At 68.1% G+C, this 21,408-nt stretch carries 21 protein-coding genes; 9 read left to right on the top strand and 12 right to left on the bottom strand.

Annotated elements, in window-relative coordinates:
- Window positions 1-64 precede the first annotated feature (64 nt).
- Both VE759_RS10115 and VE759_RS10110 read left to right on the top strand, forming a co-directional pair.
- The gene (locus VE759_RS10115; RefSeq protein WP_324931198.1) at window positions 65-1,150 is read left to right on the top strand and encodes a folate-binding protein YgfZ; all 1,086 of its coding nucleotides are present in this window, start codon (window positions 65-67) and stop codon (window positions 1,148-1,150) included.
- A 141-nt stretch (window positions 1,151-1,291) separates the two neighbouring features.
- Window positions 1,292-1,459: a DUF3073 domain-containing protein gene (locus VE759_RS10110; RefSeq protein ID WP_324931195.1), complete on the top strand. Its 168-nt coding sequence runs from the start codon at window positions 1,292-1,294 to the stop codon at window positions 1,457-1,459.
- On the opposite strand, the gene purM is transcribed toward VE759_RS10110, so the two are convergent.
- Window positions 1,460-2,533 carry a phosphoribosylformylglycinamidine cyclo-ligase gene (gene purM, locus VE759_RS10105; protein ID WP_324931192.1) on the bottom strand — a complete coding sequence of 358 codons (1,074 nt, stop codon included), beginning with the start codon at window positions 2,531-2,533 and terminating at the stop codon, window positions 1,460-1,462.
- A gap of 133 nt (window positions 2,534-2,666) precedes the next feature.
- On the opposite strand from purM, the gene VE759_RS10100 reads away from it, so the two are divergent.
- On the top strand, window positions 2,667-3,062 hold the full coding sequence (locus VE759_RS10100) for a cupin domain-containing protein (RefSeq protein WP_414687878.1): 396 nt from the start codon (window positions 2,667-2,669) through the stop codon (window positions 3,060-3,062).
- Window positions 3,063-3,085: 23 nt separating this feature from the next.
- On the opposite strand, the gene purF is transcribed toward VE759_RS10100, so the two are convergent.
- Entirely contained in the window at window positions 3,086-4,603 is a 1,518-nt protein-coding gene (purF, locus tag VE759_RS10095) for an amidophosphoribosyltransferase (RefSeq protein WP_324931186.1), read from the bottom strand.
- Between the two features lie 162 nt (window positions 4,604-4,765).
- Window positions 4,766-5,158 (bottom strand): sterol carrier family protein, encoded by a 393-nt coding sequence (locus tag VE759_RS10090; RefSeq protein ID WP_324931182.1) that lies wholly within the window; start codon window positions 5,156-5,158, stop codon window positions 4,766-4,768.
- A 297-nt stretch (window positions 5,159-5,455) separates the two neighbouring features.
- On the opposite strand from VE759_RS10090, the gene VE759_RS10085 reads away from it, so the two are divergent.
- Window positions 5,456-7,219: a CocE/NonD family hydrolase gene (locus VE759_RS10085; protein WP_324931276.1), complete on the top strand. Its 1,764-nt coding sequence runs from the start codon at window positions 5,456-5,458 to the stop codon at window positions 7,217-7,219.
- Here VE759_RS10085 and VE759_RS10080 read toward each other — a convergent pair.
- Genes VE759_RS10080 through purL form a run of 3 tightly spaced genes read right to left on the bottom strand, consistent with a single transcriptional unit; the run spans window position 7,137 to window position 11,906 of the window.
- Window positions 7,137-7,835 (bottom strand): CPBP family intramembrane glutamic endopeptidase, encoded by a 699-nt coding sequence (locus VE759_RS10080; protein ID WP_324931180.1) that lies wholly within the window; start codon window positions 7,833-7,835, stop codon window positions 7,137-7,139. The genes VE759_RS10085 and VE759_RS10080 overlap by 83 nt on opposite strands.
- 8 nt (window positions 7,836-7,843) lie before the next feature.
- On the bottom strand, window positions 7,844-9,610 hold the full coding sequence (locus VE759_RS10075) for an alpha/beta hydrolase (RefSeq protein ID WP_324931274.1): 1,767 nt from the start codon (window positions 9,608-9,610) through the stop codon (window positions 7,844-7,846).
- Between the two features lie 28 nt (window positions 9,611-9,638).
- Entirely contained in the window at window positions 9,639-11,906 is a 2,268-nt protein-coding gene (gene purL / locus VE759_RS10070) for a phosphoribosylformylglycinamidine synthase subunit PurL (RefSeq protein WP_324931272.1), read from the bottom strand.
- Between the two features lie 157 nt (window positions 11,907-12,063).
- Between purL and VE759_RS10065 the strand changes: the two genes are divergently transcribed.
- Window positions 12,064-12,294: a hypothetical protein gene (locus VE759_RS10065; protein ID WP_324931177.1), complete on the top strand. Its 231-nt coding sequence runs from the start codon at window positions 12,064-12,066 to the stop codon at window positions 12,292-12,294.
- Here the strand turns inward: VE759_RS10065 and VE759_RS10060 are convergent.
- Window positions 12,279-13,550: a M18 family aminopeptidase gene (locus VE759_RS10060; RefSeq protein WP_324931269.1), complete on the bottom strand. Its 1,272-nt coding sequence runs from the start codon at window positions 13,548-13,550 to the stop codon at window positions 12,279-12,281. The two genes, VE759_RS10065 and VE759_RS10060, sit on opposite strands and share 16 nt — an antisense overlap.
- A gap of 77 nt (window positions 13,551-13,627) precedes the next feature.
- On the opposite strand from VE759_RS10060, the gene VE759_RS10055 reads away from it, so the two are divergent.
- The 3 genes from VE759_RS10055 to VE759_RS10045 all read left to right on the top strand — a co-directional run bounded on the left by VE759_RS10055 (window position 13,628) and on the right by VE759_RS10045 (window position 16,316).
- The gene (locus VE759_RS10055; RefSeq protein WP_324931174.1) at window positions 13,628-14,653 is read left to right on the top strand and encodes a Dyp-type peroxidase; all 1,026 of its coding nucleotides are present in this window, start codon (window positions 13,628-13,630) and stop codon (window positions 14,651-14,653) included.
- The gene (locus tag VE759_RS10050; RefSeq protein WP_324931171.1) at window positions 14,653-15,450 is read left to right on the top strand and encodes a family 1 encapsulin nanocompartment shell protein; all 798 of its coding nucleotides are present in this window, start codon (window positions 14,653-14,655) and stop codon (window positions 15,448-15,450) included. Before VE759_RS10055 ends, VE759_RS10050 begins: the two co-directional genes overlap by 1 nt.
- 125 nt (window positions 15,451-15,575) lie before the next feature.
- On the top strand, window positions 15,576-16,316 hold the full coding sequence (locus VE759_RS10045; RefSeq protein ID WP_324931168.1) for an SDR family oxidoreductase: 741 nt from the start codon (window positions 15,576-15,578) through the stop codon (window positions 16,314-16,316).
- Here VE759_RS10045 and VE759_RS10040 read toward each other — a convergent pair whose 3' ends face one another.
- The 4 genes from VE759_RS10040 to VE759_RS10025 form a co-directional block, all read right to left on the bottom strand.
- Window positions 16,317-17,210 carry a LysR family transcriptional regulator gene (locus VE759_RS10040; protein WP_324931165.1) on the bottom strand — a complete coding sequence of 298 codons (894 nt, stop codon included), beginning with the start codon at window positions 17,208-17,210 and terminating at the stop codon, window positions 16,317-16,319.
- Between the two features lie 147 nt (window positions 17,211-17,357).
- Window positions 17,358-18,032: a phosphoribosylformylglycinamidine synthase subunit PurQ gene (gene purQ / locus VE759_RS10035; protein WP_324931162.1), complete on the bottom strand. Its 675-nt coding sequence runs from the start codon at window positions 18,030-18,032 to the stop codon at window positions 17,358-17,360.
- On the bottom strand, window positions 18,029-18,268 hold the full coding sequence (purS, locus tag VE759_RS10030) for a phosphoribosylformylglycinamidine synthase subunit PurS (protein WP_324931158.1): 240 nt from the start codon (window positions 18,266-18,268) through the stop codon (window positions 18,029-18,031). The genes purQ and purS overlap by 4 nt, the downstream gene beginning before the upstream one ends.
- Before the next feature lie 67 nt (window positions 18,269-18,335).
- Complete coding sequence (locus VE759_RS10025; protein ID WP_414687875.1) at window positions 18,336-19,022, bottom strand: ATPase; 687 nt, start codon at window positions 19,020-19,022, stop codon at window positions 18,336-18,338.
- A 62-nt stretch (window positions 19,023-19,084) separates the two neighbouring features.
- Between VE759_RS10025 and VE759_RS10020 the strand changes: the two genes are divergently transcribed.
- A complete protein-coding gene (locus VE759_RS10020; protein ID WP_324931152.1) occupies window positions 19,085-19,723 on the top strand; it encodes an MBL fold metallo-hydrolase in 639 nt (212 codons plus the stop codon).
- A 24-nt stretch (window positions 19,724-19,747) separates the two neighbouring features.
- On the opposite strand, the gene VE759_RS10015 is transcribed toward VE759_RS10020, so the two are convergent.
- Entirely contained in the window at window positions 19,748-21,391 is a 1,644-nt protein-coding gene (locus VE759_RS10015) for an FAD-binding dehydrogenase (RefSeq protein WP_324931150.1), read from the bottom strand.
- Between the last annotated feature and the right edge of the window lie 17 nt (window positions 21,392-21,408).

Here is a 21,408-nt window from a genome sequence, read left to right as displayed (position 1 = left end):
AGTTCGGCGGGCAGGATCGAAGCGACCCGGGAAAGCGGTTCGAAGCGTCCGTAGAGTGGAAAGCGTGTCCGCCGTGCCCGCCCCCGCCTCCAGCCCCGACGCGGGAGCGGTCTGGCATTACGGCGACCCGTTCGGTGAACAGCGCGCCGCGCTGACCGATGCGGTTTTCGTCGACCGCTCGCACCGGGCGGTGCTGACATTGACCGGCGGGGAGCGACTCTCGTGGCTGCACAACATCTCTTCGCAGCACGTCGCCGACCTGGCCGACGGCGCGACCGTGCAGAATCTCAGCCTCGACGGCCAGGGCCGTGTTGAAGATCACTGGATCCAGACCGAGCTCGACGGCGTCAGCTACCTGGACACCGAGCCGTGGCGCGGCGAGCCGCTGCTGGCCTACCTGCGCAAGATGGTGTTTTGGGCCGACGTCGTGCCCGATGCCGCCGACTGCGGCGTGCTGTCACTGCTCGGACCGGGGTTGGCCGCGCCGCAGGTGCTTGCCGCGTTGCGGATAGACGAGTTGCCGGACGTCGCGTCGGCCACCCGGCTGCCCGACGGCGGCTTCGTGCGGCGCATGCCGGCAGACGCCGGCGGCCCCGCGATTGCGCTCGACGTGGTGGCGCCGCGGGAGCGGCTGTTAGCCCTTGGCGAACAGTTGCGTGCGGCCGGGGTTCGCCCGGCGGGTGTGTGGACGTATGAAGCGCACCGCGTCGCCGCGCTGCGCCCGCGGCTCGGGGTGGACACCGACGAGCGCACCATCCCGCACGAAGTGGGCTGGATTCCGACCGCGGTGCACCTGGACAAGGGCTGCTATCGGGGCCAGGAAACCGTCGCGCGGGTCTACAACCTCGGTCGGCCGCCGCGGATGTTGGTGTTGACGCACCTCGACGGCACCGACGCGCGTCCGTCGACCGGTTCGCCGGTTTTGGCCGACGGACGCACCGTGGGCCGGTTGGGCACGGTCGTCGACCACGTCGACCTCGGGCCGGTGGCGCTCGCCCTGGTCAAACGTACGGTGCCGGCCGACACCGTGCTCACGAGCGACGACGCCGCCGGCGTTTCTCTGGTGATCGACCCCGAATCGATGCCGGCGCCGGACGTCGCAGGCCGCGGCCGCGAAGCCGTCGACCGGCTACGCGGCGTCACGCGCTGACCACGCCGTACCGCCGAGTAGGGCCTGGCAGCGCACCGGCCGTCGGCACGGTAAAGTAGTTGGCAGGACTGACAAAGACACACTCAGATCGGAGCCGCCTTATCATTGGGCCGCTCCGTTATTGCGCGAGGGGGTTCCCCCATGGGCCGCGGCCGGGCGAAGGCGAAGCAGACGAAGGTTGCCCGGGAGCTGAAGTACAGCTCCCCGCAGACCGATTTCGAGCGGCTCCAACGGGAGCTCTCCGGGGCCGACCCCGACTCCGAGGACAGCCCCGACGGCTGGGACGACGAGGACGACCAGCGCCGCTAGCTAGAACCGGGGGTGGCGGCCCACGAGTTCGGCGCGAGTACCGCTCTTCCCCGCCTTATTAACCGTTCCGATCACCCAGCAATCGAGGTGGCGGGCGGTCAAGATAGCCAACGCGCGGTCGGTGTCGTCGGGGTTGACCACGGCGACCATCCCGACACCCATGTTGAATGTCTTCTCCATCTCGGCGCGGTCGATGCGGCCGCGCTGCGCAATCATCGAGAACACCGGCGCCGGCGTCCAGGTGCCGCGGTCCAGCTCGGCGCGCAACCCGTGCGGTATCACGCGCGCCAGATTGCCGGCCAGCCCGCCGCCGGTGACGTGGCAGAACGTCCGCACCTGCGTGTCGGCGGCCAGCGCCAGACAATCCTTGGCGTAGATGCGCGTGGGCTCCAGCAGCTCCTCTCCGAGCGTGCGGCCGAACTCCTCCACGTGGCCGGCCAGGTTCATCCGGTCGATCTCCAGCAGCACCTGCCGGGCCAGCGAATAGCCGTTGGAGTGCAGGCCCGTCGACGCCATCGCGATCACCACGTCACCGGGGCGCACCCGCTCGGGACCGAGCACGTCGTCGGCCTCGACGACGCCGATGCCGGTCGCCGAGATGTCGTACGCGTCGGGCGCCATCAACCCGGGATGCTCGGCGATTTCCCCGCCCAGCAGCGCACACCCGGCCTGCACACAGCCCTCTGCGATGCCCGCCCCCAGCGCGGCGATGCGTTCCGGCACGGTACGGCCGACCGCGATGTAGTCCTGCAGCAGCAACGGCTCGGCGCCGCACACCACGATGTCGTCGACGACCATCGCGACCAGGTCGATGCCGACGGTGTCGTGTTTGTCCATCGACTGGGCGATCGCAATCTTGGTCCCGACCCCATCGGTCGAGGCGGCCAACAGCGGTTCGCGATAACCGCCCTTGAGGGCGAACAGCCCAGCGAAATGACCGAGGCCGCCGACGACTTCGGGCCTGCTGGCCTTCTCTGCCAGCGGTTTGAGCAGTTCTACTGCCCGATCGCCGGCCTCGATATCCACCCCGGACGCAGCGTACGTGATGCCGAATGCATCGGCTGGATCACTCATCGCGACTAAGGCTACTCGGTCTCGGACACCGCGCGGGCGGCGACGTTGACCGTCGACCAACGCGTCGGCAGCCGGCCGGCGTGTGAAAATTCGATCCGTGTGGGCGACTCGAATCGTGCCGCCGATCGCGGTGATGATGGCCGCCGCCAGCGTCATTGCAACGCCGGCGCACGCGACACCCGGCCGCGACGTGCAGGCCACCGAGCTGTGGAAGCGGACCGCCGACGGCATGGACTACACGTTCCGCGAGATCACCATCGCGCCCGGGGGCAGCACCGGCTGGCACTGGCACACCGGGCGGCTCTACGGCGTGATCAAGGAGGGCACGCTCACCCACTACATGGCGGACTGCACGGTCGACGGCGTCTATTCGGTCGGCGATGCCGTGTTCGAGCAGAGCGGACAGGATCGGGTGCACATTGGCCGCAACGAGGGCGGCGCGCCGCTAGTCCTGCAGGTGCTCTACGTCCTCCCGGCGGGCGGCGCACTGTCGCAGGACGCGCCGGACCCCGGCTGTGGTTTCGCCTAGCACGTTGCCCGATCCGCCAAGCGCTATGGCCGTCGCAGCGCCGAGACGTTGTCGTTCTCGGCCTGCACGCCCGCCCGTGCAGTGTTTGCCAGCATGTGCTCAATCACGTTCTTGCCCAACGCCGTTTCGCGCGGCAATTCGATCGGGTATTCGCCGTCGAAGCAGGCGGTGCACAGCCGCGATGCGGGCTGCTCGGTGGCCGCGACCATGCCCTGCTGCGAGATGTAGCCGAGCGTGTCGGCGCCGATGGCATGCCGCACCGCGTCGAGCATCTCGTCCTCGGATTCGACGGCGTTCGCGATCAACTCGGCGGGCGAGGCGAAATCGATGCCGTAGAAGCACGGCCACTTCACCGGCGGAGAGGCGATCCGGACGTGCACCTCCACGGCGCCGGCCTCGCGCAGCATCCGCACGATCGCGCGCTGCGTATTGCCGCGCACGATGGAGTCGTCGACGACGATCAGCCGCTTGCCGCGGATGACCTCCTTGAGCGGATTGAGCTTCAGCCGAATACCCAGTTGCCGGATCGTCTGCGACGGCTGGATGAAGGTCCGCCCGACGTAGGCGTTCTTCATCAAGCCCTGCCCGTACTTGATGCCCGACTCCTGCGCGTAGCCGACCGCTGCCGGGGTGCCGGATTCGGGCACGCCGATCACCAAATCGGCCTCCACCGGCTTCTCTCGGGCCAGCCGCCGACCAATCTCGACGCGGGTCGCGTGCACCGACCGGCCGGCCAGCGCGCTGTCCGGACGGGCCAGATAGACGTACTCGAATACGCAGCCCTTCGGAATCGGGTTGGCGAACCGAGTGGAGCGCACGCCGTCGGCGTCGATGGCCAGCAGCTCGCCCGGCTCGATCTCGCGGACGAACGACGCACCGACGATGTCGAGCGCGGCCGTCTCGGAGGCCACCACCCAGCCGCGATCGAGCCGGCCCAGCGACAGCGGCCGCACGCCGTATGGGTCGCGCGCGGCATACAACGTGTTCTCGTCCATGAACGTCAGGCAGAACGCGCCGCGCACCGTCGGCAGCAGCTCGAGGGCGGCCTGCTCCAGCGTGGCGTCGGCGGCGCCGTCGGCCAGCAACGCGCCCAGGATGTCGGAGTCCGTCGTTGCCGAACCCGCATCCCTGGTGTTGATCAGGCCGGCATCGCGCGCCCTAGCGATCAGTTCGGGGGTATTGACGAGATTGCCGTTGTGGCCCAGCGCGACACCGGTGCCGGCGGCGGTGTTACGGAACACCGGCTGGGCGTTTTCCCAGGTCGTCGACCCGCTTGTGGAGTAGCGGCAATGTCCGATCGCGACGTGACCCTCCATCGCGATCAGTGTTTGCTCGTCGAAGACCTGGCTGACCAGGCCCAGGTCCTTGAACACCAGTACCTGCGAGCCGTCGGCGACGGCGATGCCCGCGGCCTCCTGCCCGCGGTGCTGCAGTGCGTAGAGGCCGTAGTAGGTGAGCTTGGCCACCTCTTCGCCGGGGGCCCAGACGCCGAATACGCCGCATTCTTCGCCGGGAGGGGTTTCGGTCTGTTGGCCGGTCACGAGTTGGCTGCTCCAAGGGGCGCGGTGGGTGACGTCACCGAGTCTACGGTGATAACGGATCATTAACGGAATCGGTCGGCAGTGTCGCCTTCTGTTATTCAACGATTCCGCTGTGCCAGTCATTTCCGGTCGGCTACGGCCGGTGCCGGCTCTCTTGGTGGGTTAGCCGTCGAGCGGTATCAACGGTAGCCATTCGGCGACGTCGCCGGCCCGTGACCCGGACAGTTGCAGCTTTCCGGACGCCACCGCGTCGGGCACCGACAGCAGGCCGGTGGCCAGCAGCAGCCAGGTGCGCGGGTCGGTTTCGACGACATTGGGCGGCGTGCCCCGACGATGTTGCGGCCCTGGGACGCACTGCACCGCAATCAAGGGCGGAATCCTGACCTCGACGCTGCCGCCGGGTGCCAGTGCCGCAAGCATGCGGGCCGTGAGCCGGACCGCGTCGGCGAGCTCGGCCCGCGCCGGCGCCCGCCGAGTGTCGTCGCGCAGCCAATTCGCAACTTCCAGCACGGCGGTGCGGGTCTGTGCGGGGTCGACTGCGCGGCGGGCGGGCATTGCGCGGCGATCCTAACGCGCGCGTTGACGTCAACCGAAGTTGAGGTTCTACGGTGGCGTGTGAATCCTTTACCCGCCGGTCCGACGATCGCGCCGGCAAGGGGGCCCGACAGTAGCGTTGGGTGAGTGCGGATCAACCGCTTGGCGGCGATCGTCGCGGTCGTCGGAGTGCTGTTGGCGGGCTGTGGCGCCGGCGCTCAGCATGGCGCGGCGCCGCGCGCTGCCGGGCGATCCTGGCCGCCCCCCGGTGGTCGGGGGCCGTGCAAGGTGACCGAGCAGACCGACGTGCCCGCGCGCATGCGCGACGGCACCGTCCTGCGGGCCGACGTGTACCGACCCGAGTCGGCACAACCCGTCCCGGTGCTGCTGATGCGCACCCAGTACGGAAAGAATGACGCACAAGTTCAGCCATCCCGGTATCAGTCCCCCGACTGGTTCGCATCACACTGCTACCAGGTTGTGGTTCAAGACATTCGCGGCCAAGGCAGCTCCGGCGGCACGTTCGAGGAGTTCGCCCACGACCAGGAGGACGGTTACGACTCGGTCGAGTGGGCCGCCACGCTGCCCGGAGCCAACGGCCGAGTCGGTATGTACGGGTCGTCCTACGTCGGCGCCACGCAGTGGCTGGCCGCGGTGAGCGCTCCGCCGCATCTGGTGACAATCGTGCCCGCCAACACGGCATCGGACTATTACGACGGGTGGACGTATGAGGGTGGTGAATTCCGCCTCGCGTTCGTCGCACCGTGGGCGATCGGCATCGCCACCAGTGCCGCGACGAACCGACACGACGACGCGACCGCGCAGGCGCTGAAAGCCGCCGCCGACGACCCCACACGGTGGCTGAACTTCCTGCCGTACAAAGACTTTCCGCCGCTACAGCCCACCAGCAACACCGTCGCGCCGTGGTACTTCGACTGGATCGGCCACTCGACGCGCGACGACTACTGGAAGCGGTGGAGCATCCGGGACCGATACGGCGCGGTGCGGGTCCCGGTACTCGACGTCGAGGGCTGGTACGACGCCTTCCTCGCCGGCGGCATCGAGAATTTCGCCGGCATGGCCGCCAACGGCGGCACCCCCGATGCCCGCCGAAACCAGCGACTCGTGATCGGGCCGTGGGATCACGTCAACTGGGGTCGCGACAGCTCGACGCCGGCCCCGCTGCTCAAGGACATCGGCGCCGCCGGCGACAGCCCCATCAACGACTTGATGCTGGCGTGGTTCGACCACTTCCTCAACGGCGTCGACAACGGCGTGTCGGGCCGGCCGCGCGTCGACTACTTCCTGATGGGGGCCGACACGTGGAAGTCGGCAACCGCGTGGCCGCTGCCGCAAACCCGGTGGACCCGTTATTTTCTGGGCGGCAACGGTGGAATGGCCGCCCGCACCGGCGTTTTGACGACATCACCCCCCGGACCTGATCAGCCGCCGGATACCTACACCTACGATCCGGCACACCCCGCCCCGAGTGTCGGCGGGCATTCGTGCTGCGGCGCCCAGAGCGGTCCACAGGGCCCCTACGACCAGACGCTTCCCGAACAGCGCTCGGACGTCCTGGTTTACAGCAGCGATGTGATGTCGACCGACACGGAAGTGACCGGTCCGGTGACGGTTGATCTGTGGGCCTCCTCATCGGCGCGCGACACCGACTTCACCGCGAAACTCGCCGTTGTGAAACCCGACGGGCAGGTCGTCAACCTGAACAACGGAGTCCTTCGGACGGCGTTCAAGGATTCGCTCTCCGAACCGCATCCGGCCACCCCGGGTCAACCCAATGAGTACGAGATCGCGATCTGGCCGACCAGTTACCTGTTTCGCGCCGGCGAGCGGGTACGCCTTGAGATTTCCAGCAGCGACTTCCCGCAGTTCGCACCGAACCCGAACACCGGCGCACCGTTCGGCCAAACCGCCGACAGCGCGCCGGCGACCCAGACGATCTTGCATGACGCCGCGCACGCGTCGGCCGTGGTGCTGCCGGTCATCCCGGCCGGCGATGCCGGCCGCCACCGGTTCCCCGCCGGCGATGCCGGCCGTGACCGGTTCCCGCGCGTGCCGAAATAGAATTCCGGCGATGAACCGCCAATGCCGCGATCGCGGCGGCCTCGTTGATCACCAGGTGCGCCAGCATCGGCGCAGCCAGGCTGCGTGAGCGTTCGAACATCGATCCGAATAGCCAGCCCGCGATGCCGGTTGCAACGACCGTGGCGGCGACGGGTTCACCGGTGGCGCGTGCGTCGTTCACGTGCGACAGCCCGAAAGCCGTTGCCTGCACGAGTCGTCCGGTCGACCGGCCGAATGCCTCGGCGGCCACCGTGCCCAGCGCCGCACGGTAGGCGGCTTCCTCCGACCACACGGTGCCCAGCGGTATCTGCACGCCTAGCCACGTCGCTGCGGGAGCCGGCAGGTCGCGCTCGGCCATCGCCGCTCGCACCTGCGGCAGCGCGGTGCTTGCCGCGACACCGGCCGCCGCGACCGCCGCAGCCGCCGTTCCCAAGCGGAGCCCCGACCGCAGGGCCGGCGGCCGCAGACCCAGCGGCGCGCCGGTGATCGCGACCAACCCGGCCGCCAATCCGGCTTGGACCAGCGGATGCCGTCGGGCGGGAATCTCCAGTCTCGCAGTGCGGCTCCAGCCCACCAGCACTCCGGCCAGCGTCAGCGCCTTGACTCGAGAACCCATCTGGCTCATCAGAATTCGGGTGGGCCCGCGGCCATCGCCTTCTCGAGCGAGCGCCGGACACGTTCGGTGTCCGCCGGAGTCCAGCCGTCCGGCGGCGCGACCGCTACCCAGCCGTCAAGCACCAGCTCGCCGTAATTGTGGCCGTGCCCGCCGGGCACCGCCTGCGCGTTCGTCATGTCCGCGCCGACCTGCCAGAACGTCACGATCGGATACCACCGCATGGACGTGGTGCGGTCGCGGCCGGGTGGTTCCTCTAGCCAATCCGGCCGGTTGAACAGCAGATCCGGCGACCACCAGATGACCGGATCCGACGGGTGCTGCAAGAACAACACCCGGGTGCCTTCCCAGGGCGGCGCCGCGTCGCGGGCGATCTCCTCGGGGCTGCCGCCCTCGCTGAACCGCACGGTGCGGCCGTTGTCGTAGCGGGGCTTGACTTCCGGAGTACCCGGGTCGCGGCGGACGGTCAGCGCCCGCCACAGCGGACTGGCATACGGCGGGCCCACCCACAACACCGACGAGAAATTCTTGCCCGCAATGTCGGGGAGCCATGCGAACGCACCCTGACCCGCCATCGCGCCGAGACTCTCACCGTAGAGCACCAACTTCGGGCGGTGGTCGCGCGGCTGCCGCAACCATCGGTCATGAATCTTGTCGACCATCGCCCTGCCGGCCTCGAGAGCATTCTGCTGGTCGGCCAGAAACGAAATCCAGCTGGTCAGATACGAATACTGCATCCCGACCAGCGCGGTGTCGCCGTTGTACATCGACTCGATCGAACGCGCCGCCGCCGGGTCCACCCAGCCCGTGCCGGTGGTGGGCACGATCACCAGTAGCGTGCGGTCCCATGCGTGCGTGCGGTCAAGTTCGCTGACCAGGATGTCGAGCCGGCCGTCGACCGTGTCGGCGGATTGCAGCCCGGCGTACACCCGGATCGGCTCCTTTGCCGGACGGCCGTTGAGCGCGGTGAGTTCGCCGGCGTGCGGTCCGGTGGCGACGAAGTTGCGGCCCTGATAGCCCAGCGTGTCCCACGACGCGAAAGAAGCTGGGCTGCCGGACCTTTCCGGATCGATCGGCTGCGTGATGCCGGCCCGGGTGCTGGCGTTCTGCGGCTGGAACACTGCCCTGGCGGCGGCGAAGAAGCCCCGGATCAGCACACCGTTGACCAGTGTGACCACCAGCACGACGACGATCGCGGTGCCGATGAACCGCGCGACCTCGACGCCGACGTGCCAGCGCTTGATGAAGTAGCGGGAAAGCAGTTTTACCGCGTCCTTCAATATCCGCGACACGCTGACCAGCACGCCGCCGGTCACCAGCGCGATGAACAACGTGCGCATGTAGTTGAGCGTCCCGGGACCCTCCATACCCATCAGCGCCGATACTTGCCGCTGCCAGGCCGCGGCAGGGATCAGCATCAGCACGCTGAGGCCAATGGACGCCCCGACAGTGACGGCCTTCAACAGGTACAGCACCGGCGGCGCCGGTGGCCACCAGCTACGGCGGCGTAACACGAAGTGGCGGAACGCCATTCCAATCACCACGCCAAGCCCGTAGCCGATCGCGGCGTTGACGCCGCCGATCAACCCTTGAAACACCCGGCCCCGCGGCAGCAGCGACGGCGTCAGCGACACGCAGAAAAACAGTGCGCCGAACGCGACGCCGGTGAAGTCCAAGCGCACCAGGCTCCACGCCCACCCCAGCAACGGGTGGCGACCTGGTCGTTCCGCCGGTTCGACAGCCCGGGTTTCGGTGATGCTGTCGACGTCGGATTTCATCGCCGCTGCGGTGTCTTCGGGCAAGGGCTCATCCGAAAAGCCCGGGCAGCACGCCTTCGTAGGTTGCCCGCAATTCCTCGAGCGACACCGCAAACAGGCCCTGCACCTCCAATGCGTCGCTGCCCTGGTCGACCACGCCGATGCGAGTGGCCGGCAGACCGCGCGCCTCGCACAACGCGCGGAACCGGCTTTCCTCGGTGCGCGCAACGGCCACCACTACGCGGCCCGCCGATTCGGAGAACAGCGTGACGAACGGGTCGGCGTCCTCGGGAATAAGGATGCGGCAACCGGTTTCGCCGGCCAGCGCGGATTCCACCACCGCCTGGATCAGCCCGCCCTCGGACAGGTCGTGGGCCGCCGACACCAGCCCGTCGCGCGACGCGGCGGTCAGCACGTCGGCCAGCAGCCGCTCGCGCTCCAGGTCCACCGTGGGCGGCGTGCCGCCGAGATGGTCGGCGGTGACGAGTGCCCACATCGAGCCGTCGAATTCGTCGCGGGTGTCGCCGAGCAGGATCAGCGTCTCCCCCGGCTCGGTACCGATAGATGTAGGGATGCGTCGGCTGACATCGTCGATGACACCGAGCACCCCGACCACGGGAGTGGGCAGGATCGGCGTGGAGCCGGTCTGGTTGTAGAAGCTGACGTTGCCGCCGGTGACCGGAATGCCAAGGGCCGCACAGCCGTCGGCCAGTCCGCGCACCGCCTCGGAGAACTGCCACATCACGCCGGGGTCCTCGGGTGAACCGAAGTTCAGGCAATTCGTCACCGCGACGGGGGTGGCGCCGGTGACGGCGACGTTGCGGTACGCCTCGGCCAGCGCGAGCTGGGCGCCGGTGTACGGGCCGAGCTGGGTGTAGCGCCCCGACGCGTCGGTGGACACCGCGATGCCGCGGCCGGTTTGTTCGTCGATGCGCAGCACGCCGCCGTCGGCGTGCTCGGCGAGCACGGTGTTGCCGCGCACGTAGCGGTCGTACTGCTCGGTGACGAACGCGCGGCTGCACAGGTTCGGGCTGCCCAGCATCGCGAGCAGCGTCGCGCGCAACTCGTCACCGGTGGCCGGCCGCGGCAGCTTCGCCGACGTGTCGGCGTTCAGCGCATCCTGGCTGTCGGGGCGCGCGACCGGACGCCGGTAGACCGGCCCTTCGTGCGCGACGGTGCGCGGCGGCACGTCGACGACGGTCTCGCCGTGCCAGCCGACCCGCAGCCGGCCTCCGTCGGTGACCTCGCCGATCACCGTGGCCAGCACGTCCCACTTGCGGCAGACCGCGAGGAACGCGTCGACGTTGTCGGGCGCGACGACCGCGCACATGCGTTCCTGCGACTCGCTCGCCAGCACCTCGGCCGGCGTCATGTTCGCGGTCCGCAGCGGCACCCTGTCCAGCTCGATGTCCATGCCGCCGTCGCCGGCCGAGGCTAATTCGGAAGTGGCACAAGATAACCCGGCCCCGCCGAGGTCCTGTATGCCGATCACCAACCCCGCGGCATACAACTCCAGGCAGCACTCGATGAGCACCTTCTCCATGAACGGGTCACCGACCTGAACCGAAGGCAGCTTCTTGCGAGATCCGCCGTCATCGCCCCCGAACGTCTCCGACGCCAGCACCGACACCCCGCCGATGCCGTCGAGCCCGGTGCGCGCGCCGAACAGGATGATCTTGTTGCCTACCCCGGATGCGAACGCCAGGTGCAGGTCCTCCTTGCGCAGCGCGCCCACGCATAACGCGTTGACCAGCGGATTGCCCGCATAGGACGCGTCGAAGACGGTCTCGCCGCCGATGTTGGGCAGCCCAAGCGAATTGCCGTATCCGCCGATTCCGCGGACCACGCCGTCGACCATCCGCCGGGTGTCCGGCGCGTCGGCGGCGCCGAACCGCAGCTGGTCCATCAGCGCGACCGGCCTGGCGCCCATCGCCATGATGTCGCGGACGATGCCGCCGACGCCGGTGGCGGCGCCCTGATATGGCTCGACGTAGGACGGGTGGTTGTGCGACTCCACCTTGAAAGTCACCGCCCAGCCGTCGCCGATGTCGACGACGCCGGCATTCTCTCCGATCCCGGCCAGCATCGCCGCCCGCATCTCATCGGTGGTCGTTTCGCCGAAGTAGCGCAGGTGCACCTTGGACGACTTGTAGGAGCAGTGCTCGCTCCACATCACCGAGTACATCGCGAGCTCGGAGTCGGTGGGCCGGCGCCCGAGGATGTCGCGGATCCGTTGGTACTCGTCGTCCTTGAGGCCCAACTCGCGGTACGGCTGCGGCAGATCGGGGGTGTCGGCGGCGTGCTCGACGGTGTCCAGCGCGGGCGTTGTCGCAGGCGTCTGGGCGAGCGGGGACGTCACGAATGCAGTGTAGTTTCCCGGGCCGCATCCCTCCTGTTCGCCGGACGTTTGCACCGCGAGACCGACGGGTAGGCCGATCACGACAGGGCAATCACGAAGCGAAGGATGGTGATGCATGACCGCGAGCACCGAAACCGGCCACGTGACCGGCACCAAGGACAAGGACTACAACCTGATCTGGTACACCGAGCAATGCCTTGAAAATGCGCTGCGGCTGGAGACCTACGTACAGGATGCCGAGCGCGAGGGTGATAAGCAGCTTTCCGAGCTGTTCCGCAAGGCACAGGCCGACAGCAAGAAGGGCGCGGAAGAGGGCAAGCGGCTGCTGGCTCAGCGGATCAAGTAGTCCGGCGAAAGGAACGCCCGCAGCGCCGCCGAATACGCCGCCACGTCGTCGGCACCCATCAGCTCGCGCGCCGAGTGCATGGCGAGTTGCGCAGCGCCGACGTCGACCGTCGGAATACCGGTGCGCGCCGAGGCCATCGGACCGATCGTCGACCCGCACGGCAGATCGGCGCGGTGCTCGTACCGCTGTAGCGGCACCCCCGCCTGCTCGCACGCCAGCGCAAACACCGCCGCCGAGCGGCCGTCCGTGGCATACCGCAGATTCGGGTGCACCTTCAGCACCGGGCCGGCATTGACCGCGATGAAGTGGCCGGGCTCATGGCGTTCCGGATAGTTCGGATGTGTCGCGTGCGCCATGTCGGCGGAGGCCAGCACAGACCCCGACAATCGGCGCAGGAAGTCCTCCCGGCCGCCGTCGGCGGCCAGCACGATGCGTTCCAGGACGGTCGGCAACAGGTTCGACTGCGCGCCGTGATCCGACGTCGACCCCACCTCCTCGTGGTCGAACAGCGCTAGCACGGGCAGGTAGCCGCGTGGCTCAGCGGCCAGGAGGGCTTCCAGCCCGGCGTAACAGCTGGCCTGGTTGTCCAGCCGCGGCGCGCTCAGCAGTGTGCCGTCCGCCCCGGCCAGCGTCGACGGCACCAGGTCGTGGGTCATCAGATCCGCGCCGAGCACGTCGCCCGGGTCCACGCCGGCGCACTCGGCGACGTGACCGAGCAACCCCGGCGCCTCACTGCCAACCCCCCACACCGCGTTGACGTGCAGTTGCGGGTTCAGTGTCACCGACTTTCGGTCCTCGGCCAGGTGGATCGCCAGTTGCGGCACCCGCAGGATCGGGGTGTCGATGCGCACCAGTCGCTGCACCACGCCACCGCCGTCGCGCACCGAAAGCCGGCCGCTGATGCCGAGATCGCGGTCGAGCCACGAGTTCAGCCACGCACCGCCGTAGGGCTGCAGCGCCACCACGTGCCAGCCCGCCACCGACCGATCGGGGTGCTGTTTGACCCGCAGATTCGGGCTATCGGTATGGGCGCCGACGATCCGGAACGGGCGATCGGGGTCGTCCGACGAATCCCACGCGACGATCGATCCCGCGCGCACCGTGAAGAATCTGCCTGCCGCGGGCCAGGTTTCGGCCTCGGACAGTTCGGTGTAACCGGCCGACCGTAACCGCTGCGCGACCGTGGCGCAGACGTGGAACGGCGATGGCGACGCGTCGACGAATTCACACAGCCCGTGCGCGCTCGCGAAGCCCATCCCCGAGTCGGTCCGCCCCTGCCCGCTGCCCATGTTCCTCATCATGACCGATTCGATTGGCATTAATGTCACAGGTGATGCCTCCGCCGCTGCCGCAGCCCGTCCTCGCGCCGTTGACGCCCGCGGCGATCTTCCTCGTTGCCACCATCGATGAGGGTGGCGAGGAAACCGTGCACGACGCGCTACCGGACTTGTCCGGTCTGGTCCGCGCGGTCGGCTTCCGCGATCCGGCGAAGCGGCTGTCGGTGATCGCATCCATTGGCTCGCACGCGTGGGATCGGCTGTTCGCCGGGCCGAGGCCGGCTGAGCTGCATCCGTTCATCGAGCTCAACGGCCCGCGCCATGACGCGCCGGCGACACCGGGCGACCTGCTGTTCCACATCCGCGCGGAGGCGATGGACGTCTGCTTCGAGTTGGCCGGCCAGATCCTCAAGGCGATGGCCGGTGCCGTCACCGTCGTCGACGAGGTGCACGGCTTCCGATTCTTCGAAAACCGGGATCTGCTCGGCTTCGTCGACGGCACCGAGAACCCGGACGGGCCGCTGGCCGAAAGCGCGACGCGGATCGGTGACGAAGACCCGGACTTCGCCGGCGGCTGCTACGTGCACGTGCAAAAGTACCTCCACGACATGACGGGGTGGGAATCACTTTCGGTCACCGAGCAGGAGCGGGTGATCGGGCGCACCAAGCTCGAAGACATCGAGCTCGATGACGACGAGAAGCCGGCCGACTCGCACCTCGCGCTGAACGTGATCGAGGACGCCGAGGGCACCGAGCTCAAGATCGTGCGGCACAACATGCCCTTCGGCGAGCTCGGCAAGGGTGAATTTGGCACGTACTTCATCGGGTACTCACGCACGGCCGCCGTCACCGAACGGATGCTGCGCAACATGTTCCTTGGCGATCCGCCCGGCAACACCGACCGGATCCTGGACTTCTCCACCGCGGTCACCGGTGGCATGTTCTTCGTTCCCACCGTCGACTTTCTCAACGATCCGCCGCCGCTGCCCGGCGCGGCCGCCTTAGCACGGACGCCGGCGCCGCAACTCACATCCGGGTATGAGGGCTCGTTGAGGATCGGCAGCCTGAAAGGGACCCGCTGATGAACAACCTGTATCGCGAGCTTGCTCCGATTACCGAACTGGCTTGGGCGGAAATCGAATTGGAGGCCGCGCGGACGTTCAAGCGCCACATCGCCGGCCGGCGGGTTGTCGATGTCAGTGAACCCGGCGGCCCGACCACCGCAGCCGTCACCACGGGCCGACTGGTCGACGTCGACGCGCCGACCGGCGGAGTGATAGCGCACCTGCGGGCCAGCCAACCGCTGGTACGGCTGCGAGTGCCATTCACGTTGTCGCGCACCGAGATCGACGATGTAGAGCGTGGCTCCAAGGGTTCCGACTGGGATCCGGTGAAGGACGCCGCCAAGAAACTGGCGTTCGTCGAGGACCGCGCGATATTCGAGGGGTATGCCGCCGCGTCGATCGAGGGCATCCGGCAGACCAGTTCGAACCCGGCGTTGGCGTTGCCCGACGACGCGCGCGAGATCCCCGACGTCATCTCCCAAGCACTGTCCGAACTACGACTGGCCGGGGTCGACGGCCCGTACTCCGTGCTGCTGTCGCCCGATACCTACACCATCGTCAGCGAGACCACCGAGCACGGCTATCCGATCCGCGAGCACCTGAACCGGTTGGTCGACGGCGAGATCATCTGGGCGCCGGCCATCGACGGTGCATTCGTGCTGACCACCCGGGGCGGCGATTTCGACCTGCAGCTCGGAACCGACGTGGCGATCGGCTACACCAGCCACGATGCCGACACGGTGCGGCTGTACCTGCAGGAGACGCTGACGTTCATCGTCTACACCGCAGAGGCCTCGGTGGCGCTGACCCAATAGCGGCCCACACGGGCCCACACGCTGGCCAAAATAGCTCGCCATAGGCAACCGCTATGGGCGAACCGGATTACGGCCGACCGCTTGGGTGCTTACTGGAGGTCCGAAACGTTTTGCGAGGAGGTTTCATGGCTAGGACACTCGAAGGTTCCACCGCGTTGGTAACGGGCGCGACCGCAGGCATCGGCCGAGCGATCGCCCTGCAGCTGGCCGCCCTCGGCGCCGAGGTGGTCGTGCACGGACGTAGCGCCGAACGCGGCGCCGAAACGGTCCGCGAAATTGAAAAGGCCGGCGGCAAGGCACGTTTCGTAACGGCCGATCTGGCGGATGCCGACGACGTGCGTCGCCTGGCCGCCGAGGCCGGCCCCGTCGACATCCTGATCAACAACGCCGGTGTCTACAAGTTCGCCGCCACCGCGGACAGCGATGACGCGTTCTTCGACGAGCACCTGAACTTGAACGTGCGCGCGCCGTTCATCCTGGTCCAGCAGCTGGTGCCCGGCATGGCCGAACGGGGCAGGGGCGCTGTCGTCAACCTCAGTACCATCGCCGCTGCCGTGCCGGCTCGAACCGGCGGCATATACGGCGCGACCAAGGCCGCGGTCGAGCTGTTGACCCGCGTGTGGGCGGACGAGTTCGGTCGTTCCGGGGTGCGGGTAAACGCCGTGCAAGCCGGACCGACGGAAACTCCAGGAACCGCGGTGACACCGGGTCTCACCGACGGCCTGGGCCGGCTAACCGCTCTCGGCAGGGCGGCCACGGCCGACGAAATCGCCAACGCCGTAACGTTTTTGGTATCGCCGGCCGCAAGCTACGTCAACGGCACGATCCTGCAGGCGACGGGCGGCCAGGCCGCGATCGCACCTTGATCAGGCCGGCACGTCGAACGCGGCGACCAGGTGGGCCAAGTCGCGGCGGCGCGAATCAGCGGGCCATACCAGCCAGGTACGCCGCACCAGGGGATGGTCGATCAGCCGCGACCAGGTGATGCCTTCGGGCAGCGGCTGATCCCAGTTCTCCGGCGCCAGCGCGAACGCCCGCCCCGCGCCGACCCCGACGAACTTCACGTCGGGAATCAGGTCATGGTCGTCGGGCGGCGGCGGACCGGCCTCGATGCCGTGGCTGCGCAAGATCGCCGTCAGCTCGTCGTACCACGCCGGGCTCCCGGAGCGCGCGAATCCGACCCAGTCCAACCCGCACAGGGCGTCCAGGCGGACGCCGTCCGGCCCCACGATGCGATCGGCCAGCTCCGCCGCCAGGAGCACACCCAGGTTTTCCCGCACCACCAGCATCGCGTCGACGTCGCGCCCGATCGGTCGTTCGCGCACCAAGGCGAGATCGAGCTCATCATCGCGCAGCGCGGCCAGCTGTCGCGCGGTGGACAGATGCCGCGGCACAATGCGCGTCTGGGGATGCTGCGTCGCGAACTTCGCCATGGCGCGCGGTAAGATTCCGGACGGCAATTCCAGCGGCACCCCGAGTCGGATGACGCCGCATCCGTCGCAAGCGAATTGGGCCATCGCACGCACAGCCTGGTCGTGCCGGGCCAGAATTGCCCGCGCCTCTGACAACAGTACGGCGCCAGCGTCGGTGGTCCGCACTCCGGTGCTGCTGCGCTCGAGGAGCTGGAGGCCGAGCTGACGCTCGAGGGAACTGACCGTCTGCGACAACGCCGGCTGGCTGATGTGCAGGCGACGCGACGCGGCCGACATTCCGCCCTCCTCGGCCACCGCAACGAACGCGGTCAGTTCCCGTAACTCCATGGCCACCACGCGTGTCCCGCCGACCTCGCCATAGGTGGAGCTTATAGCCGGAGTCCGACACCGGTGTGGAAAAGCGGCACGCGTCCGTGGTGAGGTGGTATCGCGGGTGGACGACGGCATAAGTGTCGGCACGCGGTGCCGCGTAATTCAGGCCGCGAGGACCGAATCCAGCGCCGAGTAGAACAGACCGAGGCCGTCGTCGGACGGGCCGGTCAGCGCCTCGGTCGCGTGTTCGGGATGCGGCATCAGACCGACCACGCGGCGGTTCGCCGAACAGATGCCGGCGATGTCGCGCATCGAGCCGTTTGGGTTGTCCCGATAGCGGAACACCACCCGGTCCTCGGCATCGAGCTCGTCGAGCACGGGCTCCGGCGCGACGAAGCGGCCCTCGCCGGATTTGAGCGGCACAAGCAGGTCGGCGCCGGGTTCATAACGCGACGTCCACGCCGTGGTGTTGGAAGCGACTCGCAGCCACACGTCGCGGCACACGAAATGCAGGCCGGCGTTGCGCGTCAGCGCGCCCGGCAGCAGGCCGGCCTCGCACAGCACCTGAAAACCGTTGCAGATACCCAACACTGGCAAACCACGGCTTGCCGCCGCAATCACTTCACCCATCACCGGCGCGAACCGCGCGATCGCACCGGCCCGCAGGTAATCGCCGTAGGAAAAACCACCCGGCACCACCACCGCATCCACGCCCTTCAGGTCGGCGTCGGCATGCCACAGGTTCACCACCTCGGCGCCGACCAGGCGGGCCGCGCGGGCGGCGTCGACGTCGTCCAGCGTCCCGGGAAACGTGATCACCCCGACCCGCGCGGTCACGACGGCTCCCTGCTGACGGTCCAGTCCTCGATGACGGTGTTGGCCAATAGCGACTCGGCGATCTGGGCGACTTGCACGTCGTCGACACTGTCGTCGACCTCGAGCTCAAATCGCTTGCCTTGCCGCACATCTGAAATGCCGGAGTGGCCAAGGCGGCTCAGCGCGCCGACGATCGCCTGCCCCTGCGGGTCAAGGATCTCGGCCTTGGGCATCACGTGCACAACCACCCGGGCCACCCGCGGCTCCTCGCTCTCTGCCGATTGCTCGGCGACAACTCTACCGGTGGTTTCGCCGTGCACCCGGTTAGCCGCATGAACCGATGTAGGCCGTGCACAGCGGCGTGATCAGCGCGTCGAGCACCTGCTGATCGTTGACTGTCGGCCAGCCGACCAGCGGCGGCGACGAGGCCCACATCGCAAGTTCGACGACCGTTCCGCTGGCCGGATGCGACGCCAGGTATTGATGGGCGACCACCGGTGTGGCTGCGCTGCCGCTGATCACCGCGGCGAGTCGCCCCGGTTGGTCGATCGTCACCGACGGCGAGACGGCGGGTGCGCTGAGCTGACAGGTGCGCAGTCCCCAGGCCGCCGCCGCTATGGTCGCGTCGGCGTTCTGGCCACCCAGCCACACGTCACCGCGCCAGTGGATGACCTGGACCTGAAGTTGCCATTGGCCGGGTGGGTTGATGACGAGGGCCTTCGCGGCGACGGCGTACTCGCGCGGGTCAGCGTGCGGCGGCGGTTTCGCGCAGAGTTCCTCGAACTGGAACCGGGGCTTGGTGGCGGTCACCGCAAGTGCGGACAGCGTCGGCCATGAGTAGGTCGTATGCAGCGGGATCGCCGACGGGTCAATCCAGGCCGCGTCCGGAATGCGGTCGCAGGCCGGCGGGCAATTATCGGGTGCGGCATGCGCCTGCACCGGCACATCGACCAGCAACGAGCAGCCGACCGTTAACACCGCCACCCCGAGGGCGGTTACCAGTCGCTTCACGCGCATACCCCCTAGGGCGGCAGGATACCGAAGCCAGGGCAGCGCGGAGCAGAATCGGGGTCATGCAATTGACGCATTTCGGCCATTCCTGTCTGCTTGCCGACTTTGACGGCACCATGCTGTTATTTGATCCGGGCAACTTCTCGCGCGGATTCGAGGGCATCACCGGCTTGTCGGCAATCCTGATTACCCATCAGCATCCCGACCACGTCGACACCGCGCGATTGCCCGCGTTGGTCGAGGCCAATCCCGGCGCGGCGCTGTATGCGGATCCGCAGACCGCGGCTCAGCTCGGCGATCCGTGGCGCGCGGTCAATCCCGGTGACGAATTGGCGATCAACGGGCTTCGCGTGCGTGGCCGCGGCGGCGTGCATGCGATCATCCACCCGGAAATTCCTGCGATAAACAACATTTCGTATCTGATCGGCGATGACCAGCATGCCGCGCGTCTGATGCATCCAGGTGATTCGCTGTTCATCCCCGGTGAGCCCGTGGACGTGCTCGCGCTCCCGGCCGCGGCGCCCTGGATGAAGATCTCCGAGGGCGTCGAATATCTGCGCGCGGTGAACCCGCAGCGCGCCATTCCGATTCACCAAGGCATCGTGAATCCGGATGCGTATGCCATCTACTACCAACGCTACTCGGAGATGGGACGCGCCGACTTCCAGGTGCTGCGACCCGAGAACGCCACCGAGATCTAACGCCGCCTATTTCTGCGCGGATCGTCACCCAATATCCCGGGCAGCGCCGCGGCCCGCGGCCCGGCCCGAAAAGAGGCAACCGCCAAGAAATGTGCCCTCCAACGCGCGGTAGCCGTGCACACCGCCGCCACCGAAGCCGGCCACTTCGCCCGCGGCGTACAGGCCGTCGAACACCGCGCCGTTCGGCTTGAGCACCCGGGCGTCGAGGTCGGTTTCCAAACCGCCCAATGTCTTTCGAGTCAGAATGTGAAGCTTGACGGCGATCAACGGCCCCGCCTTGGGATCGGTGAGCCGGTGCGGCGCCACCACCCTGGTGAAGCGATCGCCGAGGTATCCCCGTGCCGCTCGGATCGCGGTGATTTGACTGTCCTTGGTGAACCGGTTGGCCACCTCGCGGTCGCGCGCGGTGACCTCGGCCTCGACGGTGGCGTAGTCCAGCGGGATCACGTCTGGCAACTCATTCATCGCAAACACCAAGTCGCGCAGGTGATCCCGACTGACAAAGTCCGCGCCTCGGTCGACGAACGCTTGCACGGGCGGCGCAGCTCCGGAACGCACCCGCGAAAGCAGCGTGGGCACACTGCGACCGGTCAGATCGGGATTTTGTTCCTGGCCCGACAGCGCGAATTCCTTGGCAATAATGCGGGCGTTCAAGATGTACCACGTGTAGTCGTGGCCGGAGCGAGCAATGTATTCCAGAGTGCCCAGCGTGTCGAAGCCCGGATACAGCGGAGCCGGAAGCCGCTTGCCGGTCGCGTCCAACCACAGCGACGATGGCCCGGGAATGATGCGGATGCCGTGCAGCGGCCACACCGGATCATAGTTCGTGATGCCCTCGGTGTAATGCCACATGCGATCGCGGTTGATCAGGTTCGCCCCGGCGGCTTCGGCGATGGCCAGCATGCGGCCGTCGACGTGGGCGGGCACACCCGAAAGCAACTGGTCCGGAACGCGACCCATCCGGCGAGGCCAGTTCTGCCGCACCAGGTCGTGGTCGCCGCCGATGCCGCCACTGGTCAGGATCACCGCGGAGGCGCGGAACTCGAAATCCCCGGTTCTGTTTCGTGACGATGCCACACCACGCGGCTGGTCCGACCGCTCCAGCACGGTGCCGCGAACTCCGGTCACCGCGCCGGCCTCGACGACCAGCTCGTCGACTCGGTGCCGATGCGCGAAGCGGACGTTGGACCGCTCCGTTAGCCGCCGCGCGAAGATTTCCACGAGTCGCGGCCCAGTGCCCCAAGTGATGTGAAAGCGCGGAACCGAGTTGCCGTGCCCGCGCGCGTCGTAACCGCCGCGCTCCGCCCAACCCACCAACGGAAACAGCCGCAACCCGAGTGACCGCAGCCAGCTGTACTTCTCGGCGGCGGCGAAGTCGACGTAGGCGTGCGCCCATTGCCGCGGCCAATGGTCCTCGGGCCGGTCGAATCCGGCGCTTCCCAGCCAGTCCTGCAGCGCTAGCTCGTGACTGTCGCGGATGCCGAGCCGACGCTGCTCGGGGCTGTCGACGAAGAACAAGCCGCCGAACGACCAGAACGCCTGCCCGCCGAGGTTGGCGGCGTTTTCCTGGTCGACGACCAGCACGCTGCGCCCGCGATCCGCCAATTCGCACGCCGCAACAAGGCCGGCGAGCCCGGCGCCCACCACAATGACGTCGCTATCTGCCATGCGCTCACGGTAGCCGC

The organism is Mycobacterium sp. (genome assembly GCF_035640695.1).
Classification (GTDB): domain Bacteria; phylum Actinomycetota; class Actinomycetes; order Mycobacteriales; family Mycobacteriaceae; genus Mycobacterium.
This window is presented reverse-complemented; position numbering and strand designations above follow the sequence as displayed.